Below are 16,541 nucleotides of genomic sequence, written 5' to 3'. Positions count from 1 at the left end.
TGTCACGCCAACGGAGTCGACCATGAACAGAGCAATCAGCCTTCCCCTCAAGGGAGCCGCCTGGCTCCTGCTGGTCCTGGCCCTGCCTTTCGCCAACGCCCAGGACATGAACAAGACCGCGCCACAGACCTTCGTCAGCGAGGCCTCGGCGGCCGGCGTAGCGGAAATCGAAGCCGGCAAGATGGCGCTGGAAAAGAGCACCGCCGCCGATGTGAAGGTATTCGCCAAGCAGATGATCGACGACCACGGCAAGGTCAACGCCGAACTGCGCAGCCTGGCCGAGCGCAAGAAACTGGAGGTCGAAGACGACGCCAGCCTGACCGACAAGGCCAAGGCGACCCTGCTCGACCTGCGCGACGCCTCCTTCGACCCGGCCTACGCCAATAACCAGGTGGCGGCTCACGAAAAAGCCGTGGAACTGTTCACCCAGGCCGCGGACAACCTGACCGACCCGGAACTGCAGGCATTCGCCAAGACCCATCTGCCGGCCCTGAAGCATCACCTGGAGATGGCCCGCGCGCTGGCCAAGGCGCACCCATCCAAGTAACGCCCCCGCGGGCGGAGCCTGGCCAGGCATGAGTTTCAGCCTGTGGTTGCTGGTACTGGGCTGCATCCTGCTGACGCTCGGCCTGGCCTCGGCCTACCTGCGCCTGCTGCCGGTCAGCACCTCGTTCATCTACCTGCTGTTCGGCCTGGCCATCGGCCCGGCCGGGCTGCACGCCTGGCGCAGCGGCCTGGCGGACATCAGCGGCTGGTTCGAACACCTCAGCGAGGCGGCGTTGCTGATCTCGCTGTTCATCGGCGGCCTCAAGCTGCGCCTGCCGTTGCGCTCGCCGGCCTGGACCGCTGCCTGGCTGCTGGCCGGACCAGTCCTGCTCGGCTGTATCCTCGGCCTTACCCTGGGCGCGCATTTCCTGTTCGGCCTGGACTGGGGGCTGGCCTTGCTGGTCGCGGCGATCCTCGCGCCCACCGATCCGGTGCTGGCCAGCGACATCCAGGTCAACCACGCCGGCGACGACGACCGCCTGCGCTACGCCGTATCCGGCGAGGCGGGACTCAACGACGGCATCGCCTTTCCCTTCGTCATCGCCGCCCTGCTGCTGATCGGTCAGGGCGGCGGCCTGCCCGGGGAGTTCGACCGCAGCGGCCTGGACTGGCTGCTGCGCGACGTGCTCTGGGCGATTCCGCTCGGCCTGCTGGTGGGCTATTGCCTGGGCCATGGTCTCGGCCGCCTGGCCATCCACCTGCGGGCGCGGCACACCGACACCTCGGTGTCGGCCAACGACTTCCTCGCCCTGGCGCTGATCGCGCTGTCCTATGTCGGCGCCGACGCACTGGGCGGCTGGGGCTTCCTCGCCAGCTTCGCCGCCGGGATCGGCCTGCGCCACGCCGAGGTGGCGACGCTGGGGCGCGCCTCGGCACCGGCCGAGGCGCAGGCGGCCGCCGCCGACGTGCGCGAGGCAGGGCAGGCCAGCGGCGCCATCGAGTATGGCGCCGACCGCAGCGAACACCCGAAGGTGGCGGCCGGCGCGGTGATGCTCGACGTGCTCTCCTTCGGCAACCTGCTGGAGCGCTCGCTGGAAGTGCTGCTGGTGACCCTGCTCGGCGCCATGCTCTACCAGCACTGGGACTGGCGCGCGCTGCCGCTGGCGCTGCTGCTGTTCTGCGTGTGCCGGCCGGCGATGGTCTGGCTGCTGGTCGGCCGGCGGCTGATGCACCCGGCGCAGCGGCGCCTGCTCGGCTGGTTCGGCATCCGCGGCATCGGCAGCCTGTACTACCTCAGCTACGCGCTGAACCAGGGGCTGCCTACGGCGCTCGCGCATACCGCCAGCGACCTGGTGCTGAGCCTCGTCGCCCTGAGCATCTGCGTGCACGGCCTGAGCATCCAGCCGCTGCTGATGCGCCACGCGCGCAGCGTCAGTCGCCGCGATCGGGAATGATCGAGATCTTGCCGTTCTTCTCGAGGATGGCGAAGCGGATCTGCTCCATGCGTTCCAGGCCCTGGGTCTCGCGGGCGGCCAGGAGAATGTCTTCCTCGCGCAGGCGGGCCTCGGCCAGGCGTGCGTGCAATGGCCTGCCGTACTCGACGATGAGCGTCGGCGAGCCCTCGATCAGGGTGTCGAGCTTCGGATGGCGCAGCTTGAGCAGGGACAGACCGACGTCGATGACGATCAGGGTGATGATCACCAGTACCGCGTTGACCAGCGAGAAGTCGTCGCCCAGCAGCGCCTGCTGGGTGGCTTCGCCGATGATCATCAGCAGCAGCAGGTCGAAGGTGGTGATGTCGGTCAGTGAACGCCGCCCGGCGATGCGGAAGAGTACCAGCAGGACCAGGTAGAGCGCGGCGGCTCGCAGTACGGAATCCATCGTGCGCCTCCTCGGAACGGATGACTCAGGGGTAGATGAACTGGTCGAAGGCCAGGCTCTCGCCGGCGAACTCCAGTCGACTGGCGACTTCGCCGAGCTGGTTCGGCAACAACGTCAGGAACAGGCTCAGGCGACCGTCTTCGTCGAGCCTTCCCTCCAGTTCCAGGCCACCCCGCCAGCTGTGACTGCGCAGCGGTTGCGGTTGCAGGCTCTGAATGCTGTGCGCCTGTAGCAGTCCGCCGCCCAGGCGCACGCCAACTTCGGTGCCCGGCGCGCCGCGCAGATCGATGCGCAGGCGGCTGGCGGCGCCGCTGCGTTCGAAACGCTCGTAGGCCAGGGTCAGCCTGCCGCTGTCGCTGACCAGCGTCCGCGAACTCAGAGGCCCGCCGGCGAACACCCCGGTCAGCGCCAGGAGGATCACCCCGAGCAGGACCCACAGGCCCGCCCGTTCGAAACGCCAGGCGCGGCGCTGGCTTTCCAGGCGCTCCGGGATCGGATACTCGCGCTGGTCGAACGCATCGTCTGCGGCGTCTTCTGGGGCAGGGCGCATGGCTGGCTCCTTCGCTCGCGGTCTCTCAGGCTGGACCCCGGTCGACGTGGTTGGTGCCGGCGGGCTTACCAGCGGTCCGCGCGGGTCGGGCAATCTGCATGATGAACAGGCGCCTTCCGGGCACTCTGCTGATCGCACTTTGCGATCAGTCCGCGCCCAATCGCCGTGGTCACGCTGCTCCGGCGCAAGCGGGGCGGACGGCGCGAACCTTGCAGCGAAGCCTTCCTGACAATCCGACAGGGAGAACCATGGTGAACGGAGAAAACAAGATCGTCCTGGTCCTCGAAGAACACGCCGACCAGCTCTGGCGGATCGAGGAATTCCTCCTCGATCGAGGCTACGCGGTGCTCAGCGCGGCGAGTCGCGACGAAGCCCTCGACCACCTGGCCTCGGACGCGGTGATCGACCTGTTCCTGCTCAGCGAGCAGCTCGAAGGTCCTCTGAGCGGCAGCATGCTCATCGAAACCAGCCTGCCGGTGCGCCCGCGGATGCGGGTGATCCTGCTCAGCGACAGCGCTCGCGTCGGCATCGACCCGGCGGCACCCTATCCGGTGCTGCTCAAACCGGTGACCCTGGAGGAAGTGGGGAAAGCCATCGACATGGTCCTGCACAGCGCGCCGGTCTGCCCCGGCGTCTGAGCACCGAGGAGCCCACCATGCCCAGCAGCAAGCCGCTCGCCGAGTACGCCCGCAAGCGCGATTTCCGCCAGACCCCGGAGCCCAGCGGCCGCAAGCCTCGCAAGGACAGCACCGGGCTGCTCCGCTATTGCGTCCAGAAGCACGACGCCAGCCGCCTGCACTACGACTTCCGCCTGGAGCTGGATGGCACCCTGAAGAGCTGGGCGGTGCCCAAGGGGCCGTGCCTCGACCCGGCGGTGAAGCGGCTCGCGGTGCAGGTTGAGGACCATCCGCTGGACTATGCCGATTTCGAAGGCAGCATCCCCCAGGGGCACTACGGCGCCGGCGATGTCATCGTCTGGGACCGAGGCGCCTGGACGCCTCTGGACGATCCGCGCGAGGGCCTGGAAAAGGGCCATCTCAGCTTCGCCCTGGATGGCGAGAAACTCTCCGGGCGTTGGCACCTGATCCGCACCAACCTGCGCGGCAAGCAGCCCCAGTGGTTCCTGGTCAAGGCCAAGGACGGCGAGGCGCGCAGCCTGGATCGCTTCGACGTGCTGAAGGAGCGTCCCGACAGCGTGCTCAGCGAGCGTACGCTGCTGCCCCGCCATGGCGAAGCCGCCACGCCCGCGGCCAGGCCGGCGCGACGCGGTAAGAGCGGGGGGAAGACGCCGATGCCCGAATGGATCGCCCCCGAGCTGGCCAGCCTGGTCGAGCAGCCTCCGCGAGGGGAGTGGGCCTACGAACTCAAGCTGGACGGCTATCGGCTGATGAGCCGCATCGAAGACGGCCACGTGCGCCTGCTGACCCGCAACGGCCATGACTGGACCGAACGCCTGCCACACCTGGAGAAGGCCTTGGCCGGGCTCGGTCTGCAGCGCAGTTGGCTGGACGGCGAACTGGTCGTCCTCGACGAGGAGGGTCGACCGGACTTCCAGGCCCTGCAGAACGCCTTCGAGGAAGGTCGCGGCGAGAACATCCTGTACGTCCTCTTCGACCTGCCGTACCACGAAGGCGAGGATCTGCGCGATGTCGCCCTGGAGGAGCGCCGCGCGCGCCTGGAGGCGCTGCTGGAAGGGCGAGACGAAGACCCGCTGCGGTTCTCCGCGACGCTCGCGGAAGACCCCCGCGACCTGCTGGCCAGCGCCTGCAAGCTCGGTCTCGAAGGCGTGATCGGCAAGCGTCTGGGCAGCGCCTACCGTTCGCGCCGCAGCAACGACTGGATCAAGCTGAAGTGCCAGTTGCGCCAGGAGTTCGTGATCGTCGGCTATACCGAGCCGAAGGGCTCTCGCCGGCATATCGGCGCCTTGCTGCTCGGCCTCTACAGCCCTGACGAGGAGCGCCGGCTGCGCTATGCCGGCAAGGTCGGCAGCGGCTTCACCGCGGCCAGCCTGAAGAACGTCCGTGAGCGCCTGGAACCCCTCGCGGTCCGCTCCAGCCCATTGGCGAAGGTGCCGCCGGCGCGCGAGACCGGGTCGGTGCAGTGGGTGCGCCCGCAACAGCTGTGCGAGGTTTCCTATGCGCAGATGACCCGTGGCGGGATCATCCGCCAGGCAGTGTTCCACGGCTTGCGCGAAGACAAGCCGGCGCGCGAGGTGACCGGCGAGCGTCCCGCCGGAGCGCCGCCGCTGCGCGGCGCGCGCAAGGCCGGCGCCGGTGCGTCGCGGGCGGCCACCGCCGGCGTGCGCATCAGCCATCCGCAGCGGCTGATCGACCCGTCGATCCAGGCCAGCAAGCTGGAACTCGCCGAGTTCCATGCGCGCTACGCCGACCTGCTCCTGCGCGACCTGCGCGAGCGCCCGGTGTCGCTGGTGCGCGGCCCCGACGGAATCGGCGGCGAACTGTTCTTCCAGAAGCACGCGGCGCGCCTGAAGATCCCCGGCATCGTCCAGCTCGACCCGGCGCTCGATCCCGGTCATCCGCCGCTGTTGCAGATCCGCAGCGCCGAGGCGCTGGTCGGCGCGGTGCAGATGGGCAGCATCGAATTCCATACCTGGAACGCCAGCCTGGCCAACCTGGAGCGGCCCGACCGTTTCGTCCTCGACCTCGACCCGGACCCGGCGCTGCCGTGGAAGCGCATGCTCGAAGCGACCCAGCTGAGCCTGACGTTGCTCGACGAGCTGGGCCTGCGCGCCTTCCTCAAGACCAGCGGCGGCAAGGGCATGCACCTGCTGGTGCCGCTGGAGCGCCGGCATGGCTGGGACGAGGTCAAGGATTTCGCCCAGGCCATCTCCCAGCACTTGGCGCGCCTGATGCCGGAGCGTTTCTCGGCGGTTTCCGGGCCGCGCAACCGGGTCGGCAAGATCTTCGTCGACTACCTGCGCAACAGCCGCGGCGCCAGCACCGTGGCCGCCTACTCGGTGCGCGCCCGCGAAGGGTTGCCGGTGTCGGTACCGGTGTTCCGCGAGGAACTCGACTCGCTGCAGGGCGCCAACCAATGGAACCTGCGCAGTCTGCCGCAGCGCCTCGACGAACTCGCCGGCGACGATCCCTGGGCCGACTACACCGGCACCCGCCAGCGCATCAGCGCGGCCATGCGGCGCCAGCTCGGGCGCGGCTGACCGTCCGCGAAAAAGGCGGAACTCCCCCGGCGCACAGGGCCTCCACCGTGCAACGAGATGCCGAGGAGGCCCCCGATGGATACCGCCTACCTGATCCTCGCGCTGCTGGTCCTGTTGCTCCTGGTGGATGCCTGGGCCATCAACAGCGTGCTCCGCAGCGACAGCTCCGCCAGTCGCAAGCTCGGCTGGTCGCTGCTGATCCTGCTCCTGCCCGTGCTCGGCCTGGTCCTCTGGGGCTGGACCGGCCCCCGTGGCTTGCGCCCGGTGACCTCGCCGGAACACAGCAAGTGAACCCCACTGGAGACTGCCCATGAACAGCGAAACCTGTGCCTGTCCCAAATGCACCTGCCAGCCCGGCGCCGATGCCGTCGAACGCGACGGCCAGCACTATTGCTGCGCGGCCTGCGCCAGCGGCCACCCCCAGGGCGAGCCGTGTGGCGACGCCGATTGCCCCTGTGGCGGCACCACCCGGCCCCAGGTGGCGGAGGATCGCCAGCTGGACGATGCGTTGAAGGAGACCTTTCCCGCCAGCGACCCGATCTCGCCCTGAGGAGCGTGCCATGCCCGACCTGCAACTCGCGGACGAGGCCTCTCGCCTGGTGGCCTACCTGCGTAGCGCCGACCTCAGCCTGATCACCGCGGAATCCTGTACTGCCGGGCAGATCAGCGCCGAACTGTCGGCGGTGGCCGGCAGCGGCAAGGTGATGGAAGGCGGCTTCGTCGTCTATTCGCCGGCGGCCAAGCTTGCCCTGCTGGGGCTCGACCCGAACTGGCTGGAGCGTTTCAACCTGACCAGCGTGGAGGTCGCCGAGGCCATGGCCAGGGCGGCCCTGCAACGCAGTCCGGCGAGCGCCGCGCTGGCGGTCACGGGGTTGCTCGGCAGTGAAGCGAAGGACGGCATCCCGCCCGGTACCGTGTGCTTCGCCTGGGCCTTCCGGTTGCCCGCCGGCCTCGCCCTGTTCTCGCGCCGCGAGCGCTTCCACGGCGACCCCGCGCGGATGCGCCGGGAAGCCACCCGCTGGGCGCTGCGGCGCCTGCCCGAATTCCATCAACGCGCCTTGCGCGGCGAACGCGCCTGAGGCGTCCGACAGAGAGGAAACCACCATGAGCGAACAGCGACAGACCCTGCCTGCGCAGCACCAGGACCAACGTCCCGGCCACGAAAGCGAGATGCAGCCGAAGCCGGAGTTCGTTTCCGCCGATTACCGTCCGGCGGCCAAGCTGGAGGGTAAGGTGGCCCTGGTCACCGGCGGCGACAGTGGTATCGGCCGCGCGGTGGCGGTGGCTTTCGCCCGCGAGAAGGCGGATGTGGTGCTGGTCTACCTGGATGAGAACGAAGACGCGGCGAAGACCCGCGAGATCATCGAGTCGCTCGGCCGCCAGTGCCTGGCGTTCGCCGGCGACGTCGCCGACGCCGGCTTCTGCCGCCAGGTGGTGGACACGCTAAGGCAGAAATGGGGGCGCCTCGACGTGCTGGTCAACAACGCCGGCGAGCAGCATCCGCAGGCGCGCCTGGAGGACATCAGCGAAGAGCAGTGGGAGAAGACCTTCCGCACCAACATCTTCGGCATGTTCCAGTTGACCAAGGCGGCCCTGCCGCTGATGGGCAAGGGCGGGGCGATCATCAACACCACCTCGATCACCGCCTACAAGGGCAACCCCCAGCTGATCGACTATTCCTCGACCAAGGGCGCGATCACCTCGTTCACCCGGTCGCTGTCGATGAACCTGGTCAACCGCGGCATCCGCGTCAACGCCGTGGCCCCGGGCCCGATCTGGACGCCGCTGATCCCGTCCACCTTCAGCGCCGAGAAGGTCGCCCACTTCGGCGCGGATACGCCGATGGGCCGGCCCGGCCAGCCGGAAGAGCTGGCCGCCAGCTACGTCTACCTGGCCTGTAACGACTCGTCCTACGTCAGCGGCCAGGTGCTGCACGTCAACGGCGGTACGGTAGTCAACGGCTGAGGCGCCCCGGCGGCCGCGTTCACTCGCGTGCCGCCGCCGGCAGCAGGGGGTAGACCCGCACCGCGCTCAGACGCTGCGGGAACAGCAGGGGATAGCAGAGTTGCAGGCGAACGTGCGCCTCGCTAGTGCTGAGGGTTGGCGCGAAAGTGGTGAGCACGGTCCGGCCGGGTTGTCCGGCGTCTGAGAAATGAACCATGAAAGCCTGCATCGGAGCGCTCCTGCCGGGATACGGGAAAGGTCACTGCTCAGTGAAGCTGCGCTCCAGCTCTCGCGCCAGTCCGCACACCGACCGTTGGCAACGGCATTCCTCCCGACTGACGCCGGCGCCCGGCGGTTCCGTCGTGCGGACAGGCGGGCCGCCGGCGAAAAAGAATGAACCATCGCGGCCGCCGCGACTCCGCTTCTAGGTAGCCGGAACGGCCGGCCGCGACGCAGACAAGGAGCATGCCGATGAAACGCGACTGGGGGTTGATCAGGGATCTGCTGGAGCATCTGGAAAGCCTTGGCTTCGGCCAGCACTGGGAAGCACGCGAGCTACCCGGTCATTGCCGCGAGGCGGTGGCCTACCACTTGCAGTTGCTCAACCAGGCGCAACTGCTCTGCGGCAGCGTCCAGCATTCCTGGACCGGCCAGGAGCAATGGGTGGTCCACCACCTGACCCTGGCCGGCCACGACCTGCTCGACCGCCTGCGCCAGGAAAGCGCGGCGGCCGCCGTGCCGGTACGCAAGAGCGCCTGAGAAAACCCCGCAAGCACCGGCCTGCAGCGGCGGGCCGGAAGGAAGCCCGGCGATGCCCGACAGCCAAGACCAGACCCCAAGTGCGGTCCAGACCCTGAAAGCCAGCATCCTCGCCAAACTGCGCTACAGCGTCGGCCGCGACCCATCCACCGCGTGCCCGCACGACTGGTTCGAAGCGGTGGCCCTGGCGGTGCGCGACCACATCATCGACCACTGGGAGGAGGCCACCCCGCAAGGTGAAGCGCCCGCGCGCAAGCGGGTCTACTACCTGTCCCTGGAGTTCCTCATCGGTCGCCTGTTGCTGGACAACCTCGGCAACCTCGGGCTGCTCGAGGAAACCCGCCAGGCCCTTGCCGAGCTGGGCGTCGACCTGCAGCGGATCGTTGCCCTGGAGCCGGACGCGGCGCTCGGCAACGGCGGCCTCGGACGCCTGGCGGCATGCTTCATGGAAAGCATGGCCAGCCTCGACATTCCCGCGCATGGCTATGGCATCCGCTACGAGCATGGCCTGTTCCGCCAGGTGCTGACCGACGGCTGGCAGCAGGAGCAGACCGAGACCTGGCTGGATTTCGGCAATCCCTGGGAGTTCGAACGACCCGAGGTCAGCTACTACATCGACTTCGGCGGCAGCGTGCAGGTCGACAGCGAGCACAGTGGCCGAGCCATCTGGCGGCCGGACGAGCGGATCCGGGCGATCGCCTACGACACGCCGATCGTCGGCTGGCGGCGTGCCAGCGTCAATACCCTGCGCCTGTGGCGCGCTCGCGCTGAGGAAGACCTGCAACTGGACCGTTTCAACGCCGGCGACCATATCGGCGCGGTGGTCGACGTGGTCAAGGCGGAGAGCATCTCGCGGGTGCTGTATCCGGCAGACAGCACCGAGGCCGGTCAGGAACTGCGCCTGCGCCAGGAGTACTTCTTCGTCTCAGCCTCGCTGCAGGACCTGCTCGACCGCCACCTGCGCCATCATCACGACCTGCGTAGCCTGCCGGAACAGGTGGCGATCCAGCTCAACGACACCCACCCGGCGATCGCCGTCGCCGAGCTGATGCGGCAACTGGTGGACGTGCACCAACTGGCCTGGCCGGACGCCTGGGCGCTGAGCGTGGCGACCTTGTCCTACACCAACCACACGCTGCTCCCGGAAGCCCTGGAATCCTGGCCGGTGGCGCTGATGGAGCGCCTGTTGCCGCGCCACATGCAGATCATCTACCTGATCAATGCCTTCCATATAGACGCGCTGCGTGCCCAGGACATCCACGACTTCGACCTGTTGCGTTCGGTCAGCCTGATCGAGGAGGGCCACGGCCGACGGGTGCGCATGGGCAACCTGGCGTTCCTCGGTTCGCACCAGATCAACGGGGTATCGGCATTGCACACCGAGCTGATGCGCGAAACCGTGTTCCATGACCTGCATCGCCTCTATCCGCAGCGCATCAGCAACAAGACCAACGGCGTGTCGTTCCGCCGCTGGCTGTTCCAGGCCAACCCGGGGTTGACCGAGCTGCTGGTGGAGACCCTCGGCGCCGACCTGCTGGACACCCCGGAACGGCGCCTGCCGGACCTCGAGGAACACGTCGAGGACGCCAGGCTGCGGGCACGCTTCGCCGAGCAGCGTCGGCAGAACAAGACCGCCCTGGCGCGCCTGGTGCTGGACAGCCTCGGCGTGGCGATCGAACCGGAAGCGCTGTTCGATGTGCATATCAAGCGTATCCACGAATACAAGCGGCAGTTGCTCAACCTGCTGCACACCGTGGCGCTGTACCAGGAGATCCGCAACGACCCGACCGCCGACCGCGTGCCGCGGGTGAAGATCTTCGCCGGCAAGGCTGCCGCCAGCTACCACCAGGCCAAGCTGATCATCAAGCTGGCCAACGACATCGCCCGCACCATCAACGACGACCCCACCGTGCGCGGCCTGCTCAAGCTGGTGTTCCTGCCCAACTACAACGTCAGCCTGGCCGAGGCGATCATTCCCGCGGCGGACCTCTCCGAGCAGATTTCCACCGCCGGGCTCGAGGCCTCCGGGACCAGCAACATGAAGTTCGCCCTCAACGGCGCGCTGACCATCGGCACCCTGGACGGCGCCAACGTTGAGATGAGCCAGCGGATCGGCCTGGAACACATGTTCATCTTCGGCCTCAGCGCCCAGCAGGTGGAGCAGCGCCGGCAGGCCGGGGAGCTGGAGATGGGCGGGGTGATCGCGGCCTCGCCGCGGCTGGAGGAAGCTCTGGAGGCGATCCGCAGCGGGCTGTTCTCGGCCGACGACCGCAGCCGCTACGAAGGGCTGGTGGACGGCCTGGTGCACGACGACCGCTTCATGCTCTGCGCCGACTTCGAGGCCTACTGGCATGCGCAGTGCCGGGTCGAGGAAGTCTGGCGCGAGCCCGATCGCTGGTGGCGCTCGGCGTTGCTCAACGTGGCGCGGATCGGCTGGTTCAGCGCCGACCGGACGATCAGCGAATACGCCCGGGATATCTGGAAGCTATGAAGGGCCTTACCAGAAGCCGGCCGGATGACGGCGTTCGGGGCCCTCCAGGCGAAGGTCGAAGGCGCGGCGGAAGAATACCGCCAGCTCGCTGTCCAGCACCATCGGGTTGATCGACGCCAGCTCGGCCGGCAGGCTGTGCCATTCCTGGGCCCCGGCCAGGTACTGGCGATGGATGACCCGCTCGCCGGGAATCGCCAGCAGGCTGTAGTGGCTTTTCTCGCCTCCCGGCTCGCCGACTTCCAGGCGCAGGCGAGGATGGCCGTCCTCGTCGAGGTCGAGGTCCACGTTGCAGTCCAGGCCGTAGCTGCGCGCCTCTTCGCAGGAGTCGACGAAAAGCGGTTTCGCCACCTGTTCGACGAGAGAAATGAAATAGTGCTGGAATCGCACTTCGTCACTGTTTTCCATGGCGAGTTCCATTTGTTTCAAAGTTCGACGATTAATTATTGAATGGGTCTATCGGAATGTCAGGGGTTGCAATAGAAAAGAATAATTAAGTGCCTCCGCCTGGGCATTCTTCGGTATTCGCTCCATGATATTCGGGGTAGGGTTCCTGATCACTGTCTCCCGGTTCGAAATTCCATTCATGGCAATCGCGATCGGGTTCTTCGTTGCTTACCACGGGATCGCTGTAGGCCGGATGCTCGTAGGGTTTCATGGTGCTCCTCCGAGATGTGCGGGCTTTCATCTGACGCAATTCGGGGATTCCTGTCAATGCTGGCAATGGAATAAGGCAAGGATCTTTGAACCCTATGGATTGCGCTCGAAACATGCTGGCAAAGCGCTTTGCTTTCATTCGCTGAAAATAATCTGAACCACTGGCGAAACACCCTCTCAGAGTTAGGGCATGCGCAACGCATGCGTCCATGAAATCTGTTCTGAAGAGATTATTCGGAGGAAATAGAAATGGCACAGCATCAAGGTGGTAAAGGCAACTTCGCGGAAGACCCGAAACGTGCTTCGGAGGCCGGCAAGAAGGGCGGCCAGGCCAGCGGCGGCAACTTCAAGAACGATCCGCAGCGGGCCTCCGAGGCTGGCAAGAAAGGTGGCCAGCGCAGCCACGGCGGGAACTGATAACCGCGCAGTGAAGTGAATGGGGCGGAGCAGGGAGGCATCCGCCCCATTTTCATGCCCAGGATGAGGAGAGGAAACCGATGAGCGAGCAGAACAACGAGCAGCGCAGCCAGGCGGCCGGCACCGACACCGTCGACCGTGGCAACAGCAACGCCAAGCTGGAACAGCTGGAGGCCTATCGCGAGGACGCCACCGGAGAGGCCCTGAGCACCAATACCGGCACCCGCATCGCCGATAACCAGAACACCCTGAAGGCCGGCGAGCGCGGACCGTCGTTGCTCGAAGACTTCATCATGCGCGAGAAGATCACCCACTTCGACCACGAGCGCATTCCCGAGCGCGTGGTCCACGCTCGTGGCTCGGCGGCGCATGGCTACTTCGAGGCCTACGAGGACCTCAGCGACCTGACCAAGGCCGGCTTCCTCGCCGAGGCGGGCAAGCGTACCCCGGTCTTCGTGCGTTTCTCCACCGTGCAGGGGCCGCGCGGGTCCGCGGATACGGTGCGTGACGTACGCGGCTTCGCCGTGAAGTTCTATACCGACGAAGGCAACTTCGACCTGGTCGGCAACAACATGCCGGTGTTCTTCATCCAGGATGCGATCAAGTTCCCCGACTTCGTCCATGCGGTGAAACCCGAACCGCACAACGAGATTCCCACCGGAGCGTCTGCCCACGACACCTTCTGGGACTTCGTTTCGCTGACCCCGGAGTCGGCGCACATGGTCATGTGGCTGATGTCCGACCGCGCCATTCCGATCGCCTACCGCAACATGCAGGGCTTCGGCGTGCACACCTTCCGCCTGGTCAACGCGGCCGGCGAGAGCGTGCTGGTCAAGTTCCACTGGCGACCGAAGTCCGGGACCTGCTCGCTGGTCTGGGACGAGGCGCAGAAGCTCGCCGGCAAGGACCCCGACTTCAACCGGCGGACCCTCTGGGAGGACATCGAGAAGGGCGACTATCCCGAATGGGAGCTGGGCCTGCAGGTGATCCCGGAGAACCAGCAGGACAGCTTCGACTTCGACCTGCTCGACCCCACCAAGCTGGTGCCCGAGGAGTTGGTGCCGGTAAGGGTGGTGGGGCGGATGGTACTCAACCGCAACCCCGACAATTTCTTCGCCGAGACCGAACAGGTGGCGTTCCACGTCGGCCACGTGGTCCCCGGAATCGACTTCACCAACGACCCGCTGTTGCAGGGTCGGCTGTTCTCCTATACCGACACCCAACTGCTGCGCCTGAGCGGGCCGAACTTCAACGAAATCCCGATCAACCGCCCGCTGTGTCCGTTCCACAACAACCAGCGCGACGCGCCGCACCGGCAGACCATCAACCGCGGCCGGGCTTCCTATGAACCGAACTCGATCGACGGCGGCTGGCCGAAGGAAACCCCGCCGGCGGCGCGCAACGGCGGCTTCTCCACCTACCACGAGCCGGTCAGCGGCAGCAAGCTGCGCAAGCGCGCCGACTCCTTCGCCGATCATTTCAGCCAGGCCGCATTGTTCTGGCACAGCATGAGCGAGGCCGAGCAGGCGCATATCGTCGCCGCCTACAGCTTCGAACTGTCCAAGGTCGAGCGGCAATCGATCCGTGAGCGCGAAGTCAACCAGATACTCCTCAACATCGATCCGCAACTGGCCGCCAGGGTCGCGGCGAACGTCGGTGTGCAGCTCGCCGCGCCGGCCAACCCGGCACCGCAGCCGAAGCCGTCGCCGGCGCTGAGCCAGATGAACCTGCTGTCCGGCGACATCCGTTCGCGCAAGGTGGCGATCCTGATCGCCGACGGCGTCGCCGAGAGCGACGTCAGCGACCTGCGCGACGCGCTCCGCCAGGAGGGCGCGGACGCCAAGCTGATCGCGCCCAGCGCTTCGCCGGTGCAGGCTGAAAACGGCGCCGAACTGAGCCCTGAGGGAACCTGGGACGGCCTGCCGTCGGTAGCCTTCGACGCGGTCTTCGTGCCTGGCGGCGCGGCCAGCAGCCAGGCCATCGGCGCTGACGGGCGCGGCCTGCACTACCTGCTGGAAGCCTACAAGCACCTGAAGCCAGTGGCCTTCGCCGGCGATGCCCAGGCGCTGGCCAGCCAGCTTTCGTTGCCTGGCGACCCCGGCGTGGTGCTCGGCGCCACGGCCACCGATGTCTTCCCCGGCCTGCGCCAGGCATTGATGCAGCACCGGATCTGGCAGCGCGAGGCGGCGACCAAGGCGATCCCCGCCTGAGGAGCGCCGCTGGCGAATCCGATCGCACCTTCCCGTCGTCTCGTCGGTCACAGCTGGAAAGGGCGGCTGGCCGAGCGATTCGGCGGGAGGACCCGGATGACCTTGCGTTGCCTGATAGGCGGTTGCGACTGGTGCCGGCAACCGGCGTTGCGACTGGGTGAGGAAACCTTCGACTGCGAGCGCTGCCTGCGTTGCGGTGCCCTGCGCTACAGCGAGATACAACGCCGATGAGCGCCTGGGAGACGTTGTGGAAGATCCTCGGCGAGGAGTTCGCCGATCTCGCCGACTTCGAGCAGACCGCCCGCGCCGCGTTGCGCCTGCTGCTGGCGGCGGCGCTCGGCGCGGTACTCGGCTACGAGCGCGAGCAGAGCGGCAAGGCCGCCGGCCTGCGCACGCACATGCTGGTAACCCTCGGCGCGGCGCTGTTCGTCATGCCGCTGCAATTGCAGAGTGGCGGGGCGGACGCGCTGAGCCGGGTGATCCAGGGCACCGTCGCCGGCATCGGCTTCCTCTGCGCCGGCACCATCCTCAAGGCAGGTCGGGAAAGCCGGGTCAGGGGCCTGACCACCGCGGCGGGTCTCTGGGCCAGCACCGCCATAGGCGTCGCGGTCGGACTCGGTCACCAGGGTACCGCGGTGCTCGGGACGGTCCTGGCGCTACTGGTGCTGCATGTCCTGGCCTGCCTGAACCGTTCGCCGCCATCTTCCGATAGCCATTGAGGAGAGTTCCGTCATGTTCAAGGACTTCGACGCCTGTACCGCCTGGACCGACGCGATGCAGGAGCGCTGCCAGCCGGTCGGCCTGATCCTCTATCAGCCCAAGCGGCGTGGCGCGGCGGTACGCATGCTGTGGGTAGTGACCCCGGGTTGCAGTTGCCTGAGCGACGCCGAGACCGCCGCCGACAACCTGCTCCAGCGCATCACCGACATCGCCGCCGACGGCCGCGTGCGTTACGCGGACGGCGGCACGCTGTAACCATCAAGAGGAGGAAACCGGCATGGCGCGTGCGATCTGGAAAGGCGCGATCAGCTTCGGCCTGGTGCATATACCGGTGAGCCTGTCGGCGGCGACCTCGTCGCAGGGCATCGATTTCGACTGGCTCGACCAGCGCAGCATGGAGCCGGTCGGCTACAAACGGGTGAACAAGGTCACCGGCAAGGAGATCGAGCGCGAGAACATCGTCAAGGGCGTGGAGTACGAAAAGGGTCGCTACGTGGTGCTGAGCGAGGAAGAAATCCGCGCGGCGCATCCCAAGTCGACCCAGACCATCGAGATCTTCGCTTTCGTCGATAGCCAGGAAATTCCCCTGCAGCACTTCGATACCCCTTACTACCTGGCCCCCGACCGGCGCGGAGGCAAGGTCTACGCGTTGCTCCGGGAGACCCTGGAGCGCACCGGCAAGGTCGCCCTGGCCAACGTCGTCCTGCACACCCGCCAGCACCTGGCGCTCCTGCGGCCTCTGCAGGACGCCCTGGTGCTGATCACCCTGCGCTGGCCGTCGCAGGTGCGCAGCCTGGATGGCCTGGAGCTGGACGAAAGCGTCACCGAGGCGAAACTCGACAAGCGCGAGCTGGAGATGGCCAAGCGCCTGGTGGAGGACATGGCCTCCCACTGGGAGCCGGACGAATACAAGGACAGCTTCAGCGACAAGATCATGAAGCTGGTCGAGGAAAAGGCCGCCAAGGGCCAGCTGCACGCGGTGGAGGAAGAGGAGGAGGTGGCTGGCAAGGGCGCCGACATCATCGATCTCACCGACCTGCTCAAGCGCAGCCTGCGTTCCCGCGCCGGCGGCGGCAAGGACAAGGGCAGCGAAAAGGCCGGGGCCGACGCGAAGGGTCGCGCCAAGTCCGGTGCCTCGCGTTCGCGGCGCAAGGCCTGAGGCGAGCCGCTGGGTAAATCAACCTGAACCAATCGGTCGCCGGCGGGCTCGGAATCAATGACCGTCCGCGCCGCCGGCCACTCGAGGCCGGC

At 67.1% G+C, this 16,541-nt stretch carries 19 protein-coding genes and 1 pseudogene; 16 read left to right on the top strand and 4 right to left on the bottom strand.

Features of this window, described 5'->3' with window-relative positions; all coding sequences use genetic code 11:
* Window positions 1-22 precede the first annotated feature (22 nt).
* Window positions 23-547 (top strand): DUF4142 domain-containing protein, encoded by a 525-nt coding sequence (locus JHD77_RS19505; RefSeq protein WP_003088871.1) that lies wholly within the window; start codon window positions 23-25, stop codon window positions 545-547.
* A 28-nt stretch (window positions 548-575) separates the two neighbouring features.
* Window positions 576-1,940 (top strand): cation:proton antiporter, encoded by a 1,365-nt coding sequence (locus JHD77_RS19500; RefSeq protein WP_003113638.1) that lies wholly within the window; start codon window positions 576-578, stop codon window positions 1,938-1,940.
* On the opposite strand, the gene JHD77_RS19495 is transcribed toward JHD77_RS19500, so the two are convergent.
* The gene (locus tag JHD77_RS19495) at window positions 1,918-2,367 is read right to left on the bottom strand and encodes a DUF421 domain-containing protein (RefSeq protein WP_003088873.1); all 450 of its coding nucleotides are present in this window, start codon (window positions 2,365-2,367) and stop codon (window positions 1,918-1,920) included. The genes JHD77_RS19500 and JHD77_RS19495 overlap by 23 nt on opposite strands.
* Before the next feature lie 25 nt (window positions 2,368-2,392).
* Window positions 2,393-2,917, bottom strand: coding sequence for a hypothetical protein (locus tag JHD77_RS19490; RefSeq protein WP_003088874.1), 525 nt, complete (start codon window positions 2,915-2,917; stop codon window positions 2,393-2,395).
* 248 nt (window positions 2,918-3,165) lie between these two features.
* On the opposite strand from JHD77_RS19490, the gene JHD77_RS19485 reads away from it, so the two are divergent.
* The 6 genes and pseudogenes from JHD77_RS19485 to JHD77_RS19460 all read left to right on the top strand — a co-directional run bounded on the left by JHD77_RS19485 (window position 3,166) and on the right by JHD77_RS19460 (window position 8,060).
* Complete coding sequence (locus JHD77_RS19485) at window positions 3,166-3,555, top strand: response regulator (RefSeq protein ID WP_033994505.1); 390 nt, start codon at window positions 3,166-3,168, stop codon at window positions 3,553-3,555.
* A 17-nt stretch (window positions 3,556-3,572) separates the two neighbouring features.
* Entirely contained in the window at window positions 3,573-6,095 is a 2,523-nt protein-coding gene (ligD, locus tag JHD77_RS19480; protein WP_033994508.1) for a DNA ligase D, read from the top strand.
* 75 nt (window positions 6,096-6,170) lie between these two features.
* Window positions 6,171-6,386, top strand: a complete 216-nt coding sequence (locus JHD77_RS19475) for a PLDc N-terminal domain-containing protein (RefSeq protein ID WP_003088893.1) — start codon at window positions 6,171-6,173, stop codon at window positions 6,384-6,386.
* A gap of 19 nt (window positions 6,387-6,405) precedes the next feature.
* Window positions 6,406-6,645, top strand: coding sequence for a metallothionein (locus JHD77_RS19470; RefSeq protein WP_003088895.1), 240 nt, complete (start codon window positions 6,406-6,408; stop codon window positions 6,643-6,645).
* Between the two features lie 10 nt (window positions 6,646-6,655).
* Window positions 6,656-7,203 (top strand): annotated as a pseudogene (locus JHD77_RS19465) (CinA family protein).
* Entirely contained in the window at window positions 7,200-8,060 is an 861-nt protein-coding gene (locus JHD77_RS19460) for an SDR family oxidoreductase (protein WP_003100806.1), read from the top strand. Before JHD77_RS19465 ends, JHD77_RS19460 begins: the two are co-directional and overlap by 4 nt.
* 19 nt (window positions 8,061-8,079) lie before the next feature.
* On the opposite strand, the gene JHD77_RS19455 is transcribed toward JHD77_RS19460, so the two are convergent.
* On the bottom strand, window positions 8,080-8,268 hold the full coding sequence (locus JHD77_RS19455) for a hypothetical protein (RefSeq protein WP_003088902.1): 189 nt from the start codon (window positions 8,266-8,268) through the stop codon (window positions 8,080-8,082).
* A 242-nt stretch (window positions 8,269-8,510) separates the two neighbouring features.
* On the opposite strand from JHD77_RS19455, the gene JHD77_RS19450 reads away from it, so the two are divergent.
* Window positions 8,511-8,798: a DUF2513 domain-containing protein gene (locus JHD77_RS19450; protein ID WP_003100808.1), complete on the top strand. Its 288-nt coding sequence runs from the start codon at window positions 8,511-8,513 to the stop codon at window positions 8,796-8,798.
* A gap of 52 nt (window positions 8,799-8,850) precedes the next feature.
* Complete coding sequence (locus JHD77_RS19445; RefSeq protein WP_003100816.1) at window positions 8,851-11,289, top strand: glycogen/starch/alpha-glucan phosphorylase; 2,439 nt, start codon at window positions 8,851-8,853, stop codon at window positions 11,287-11,289.
* A 6-nt stretch (window positions 11,290-11,295) separates the two neighbouring features.
* Here the strand turns inward: JHD77_RS19445 and JHD77_RS19440 are convergent, their stop codons facing one another.
* The gene (locus tag JHD77_RS19440; RefSeq protein WP_003100818.1) at window positions 11,296-11,694 is read right to left on the bottom strand and encodes a hypothetical protein; all 399 of its coding nucleotides are present in this window, start codon (window positions 11,692-11,694) and stop codon (window positions 11,296-11,298) included.
* A 498-nt stretch (window positions 11,695-12,192) separates the two neighbouring features.
* Here JHD77_RS19440 and JHD77_RS19435 point away from each other — a divergent pair, with 498 nt between their 5' ends.
* The 6 genes from JHD77_RS19435 to ku all read left to right on the top strand — a co-directional run bounded on the left by JHD77_RS19435 (window position 12,193) and on the right by ku (window position 16,449).
* Window positions 12,193-12,360, top strand: a complete 168-nt coding sequence (locus JHD77_RS19435; protein WP_003088912.1) for a general stress protein — start codon at window positions 12,193-12,195, stop codon at window positions 12,358-12,360.
* Window positions 12,361-12,440: 80 nt separating this feature from the next.
* Window positions 12,441-14,570 (top strand): catalase HPII, encoded by a 2,130-nt coding sequence (katE, locus tag JHD77_RS19430; protein WP_004343460.1) that lies wholly within the window; start codon window positions 12,441-12,443, stop codon window positions 14,568-14,570.
* 96 nt (window positions 14,571-14,666) lie between these two features.
* Window positions 14,667-14,801 (top strand): PSPA7_2676 family Cys-rich small protein, encoded by a 135-nt coding sequence (locus JHD77_RS32670; RefSeq protein ID WP_003160215.1) that lies wholly within the window; start codon window positions 14,667-14,669, stop codon window positions 14,799-14,801.
* A complete protein-coding gene (locus JHD77_RS19425; protein ID WP_003100824.1) occupies window positions 14,798-15,289 on the top strand; it encodes an MgtC/SapB family protein in 492 nt (163 codons plus the stop codon). Before JHD77_RS32670 ends, JHD77_RS19425 begins: the two co-directional genes overlap by 4 nt.
* A 13-nt stretch (window positions 15,290-15,302) precedes the next feature.
* Window positions 15,303-15,545 (top strand): hypothetical protein, encoded by a 243-nt coding sequence (locus JHD77_RS19420; RefSeq protein WP_003088922.1) that lies wholly within the window; start codon window positions 15,303-15,305, stop codon window positions 15,543-15,545.
* Window positions 15,546-15,567: 22 nt separating this feature from the next.
* Complete coding sequence (ku, locus tag JHD77_RS19415) at window positions 15,568-16,449, top strand: non-homologous end joining protein Ku (RefSeq protein WP_003100825.1); 882 nt, start codon at window positions 15,568-15,570, stop codon at window positions 16,447-16,449.
* Window positions 16,450-16,541 lie beyond the last annotated feature (92 nt).

Origin of the sequence: Pseudomonas sp. P20 (genome assembly GCF_016463925.1) — a bacterium.
In the GTDB taxonomy this organism is placed as follows: domain Bacteria; phylum Pseudomonadota; class Gammaproteobacteria; order Pseudomonadales; family Pseudomonadaceae; genus Pseudomonas; species Pseudomonas aeruginosa.
The sequence above is the reverse complement of the archived record's forward strand: the minus strand, read 5'-3'. Positions and strand labels throughout refer to the sequence as shown.

Bases quoted from the DNA above. Each gene is read 5' to 3' on its own strand.
- JHD77_RS19475 (WP_003088893.1), top strand. From the start codon at position 6,171: ATGGATACCGCCTACCTGATCCTCGCGCTGCTGGTCCTGTTGCTCCTG.
- JHD77_RS19505 (WP_003088871.1), top strand. From the start codon at position 23: ATGAACAGAGCAATCAGCCTTCCCCTCAAGGGAGCCGCCTGGCTCCTG.
- JHD77_RS19485 (WP_033994505.1), top strand. From the start codon at position 3,166: ATGGTGAACGGAGAAAACAAGATCGTCCTGGTCCTCGAAGAACACGCC.
- JHD77_RS19495 (WP_003088873.1), bottom strand. From the start codon at position 2,367: ATGGATTCCGTACTGCGAGCCGCCGCGCTCTACCTGGTCCTGCTGGTA.
- JHD77_RS19500 (WP_003113638.1), top strand. From the start codon at position 576: ATGAGTTTCAGCCTGTGGTTGCTGGTACTGGGCTGCATCCTGCTGACG.
- JHD77_RS19440 (WP_003100818.1), bottom strand. From the start codon at position 11,694: ATGGAAAACAGTGACGAAGTGCGATTCCAGCACTATTTCATTTCTCTC.
- ku (WP_003100825.1), top strand. From the start codon at position 15,568: ATGGCGCGTGCGATCTGGAAAGGCGCGATCAGCTTCGGCCTGGTGCAT.
- JHD77_RS19420 (WP_003088922.1), top strand. From the start codon at position 15,303: ATGTTCAAGGACTTCGACGCCTGTACCGCCTGGACCGACGCGATGCAG.
- JHD77_RS19460 (WP_003100806.1), top strand. From the start codon at position 7,200: ATGAGCGAACAGCGACAGACCCTGCCTGCGCAGCACCAGGACCAACGT.
- JHD77_RS19450 (WP_003100808.1), top strand. From the start codon at position 8,511: ATGAAACGCGACTGGGGGTTGATCAGGGATCTGCTGGAGCATCTGGAA.
- JHD77_RS19425 (WP_003100824.1), top strand. From the start codon at position 14,798: ATGAGCGCCTGGGAGACGTTGTGGAAGATCCTCGGCGAGGAGTTCGCC.
- JHD77_RS19470 (WP_003088895.1), top strand. From the start codon at position 6,406: ATGAACAGCGAAACCTGTGCCTGTCCCAAATGCACCTGCCAGCCCGGC.
- katE (WP_004343460.1), top strand. From the start codon at position 12,441: ATGAGCGAGCAGAACAACGAGCAGCGCAGCCAGGCGGCCGGCACCGAC.
- JHD77_RS19435 (WP_003088912.1), top strand. From the start codon at position 12,193: ATGGCACAGCATCAAGGTGGTAAAGGCAACTTCGCGGAAGACCCGAAA.
- ligD (WP_033994508.1), top strand. From the start codon at position 3,573: ATGCCCAGCAGCAAGCCGCTCGCCGAGTACGCCCGCAAGCGCGATTTC.
- JHD77_RS32670 (WP_003160215.1), top strand. From the start codon at position 14,667: ATGACCTTGCGTTGCCTGATAGGCGGTTGCGACTGGTGCCGGCAACCG.
- JHD77_RS19490 (WP_003088874.1), bottom strand. From the start codon at position 2,917: ATGCGCCCTGCCCCAGAAGACGCCGCAGACGATGCGTTCGACCAGCGC.
- JHD77_RS19455 (WP_003088902.1), bottom strand. From the start codon at position 8,268: ATGCAGGCTTTCATGGTTCATTTCTCAGACGCCGGACAACCCGGCCGG.
- JHD77_RS19445 (WP_003100816.1), top strand. From the start codon at position 8,851: ATGCCCGACAGCCAAGACCAGACCCCAAGTGCGGTCCAGACCCTGAAA.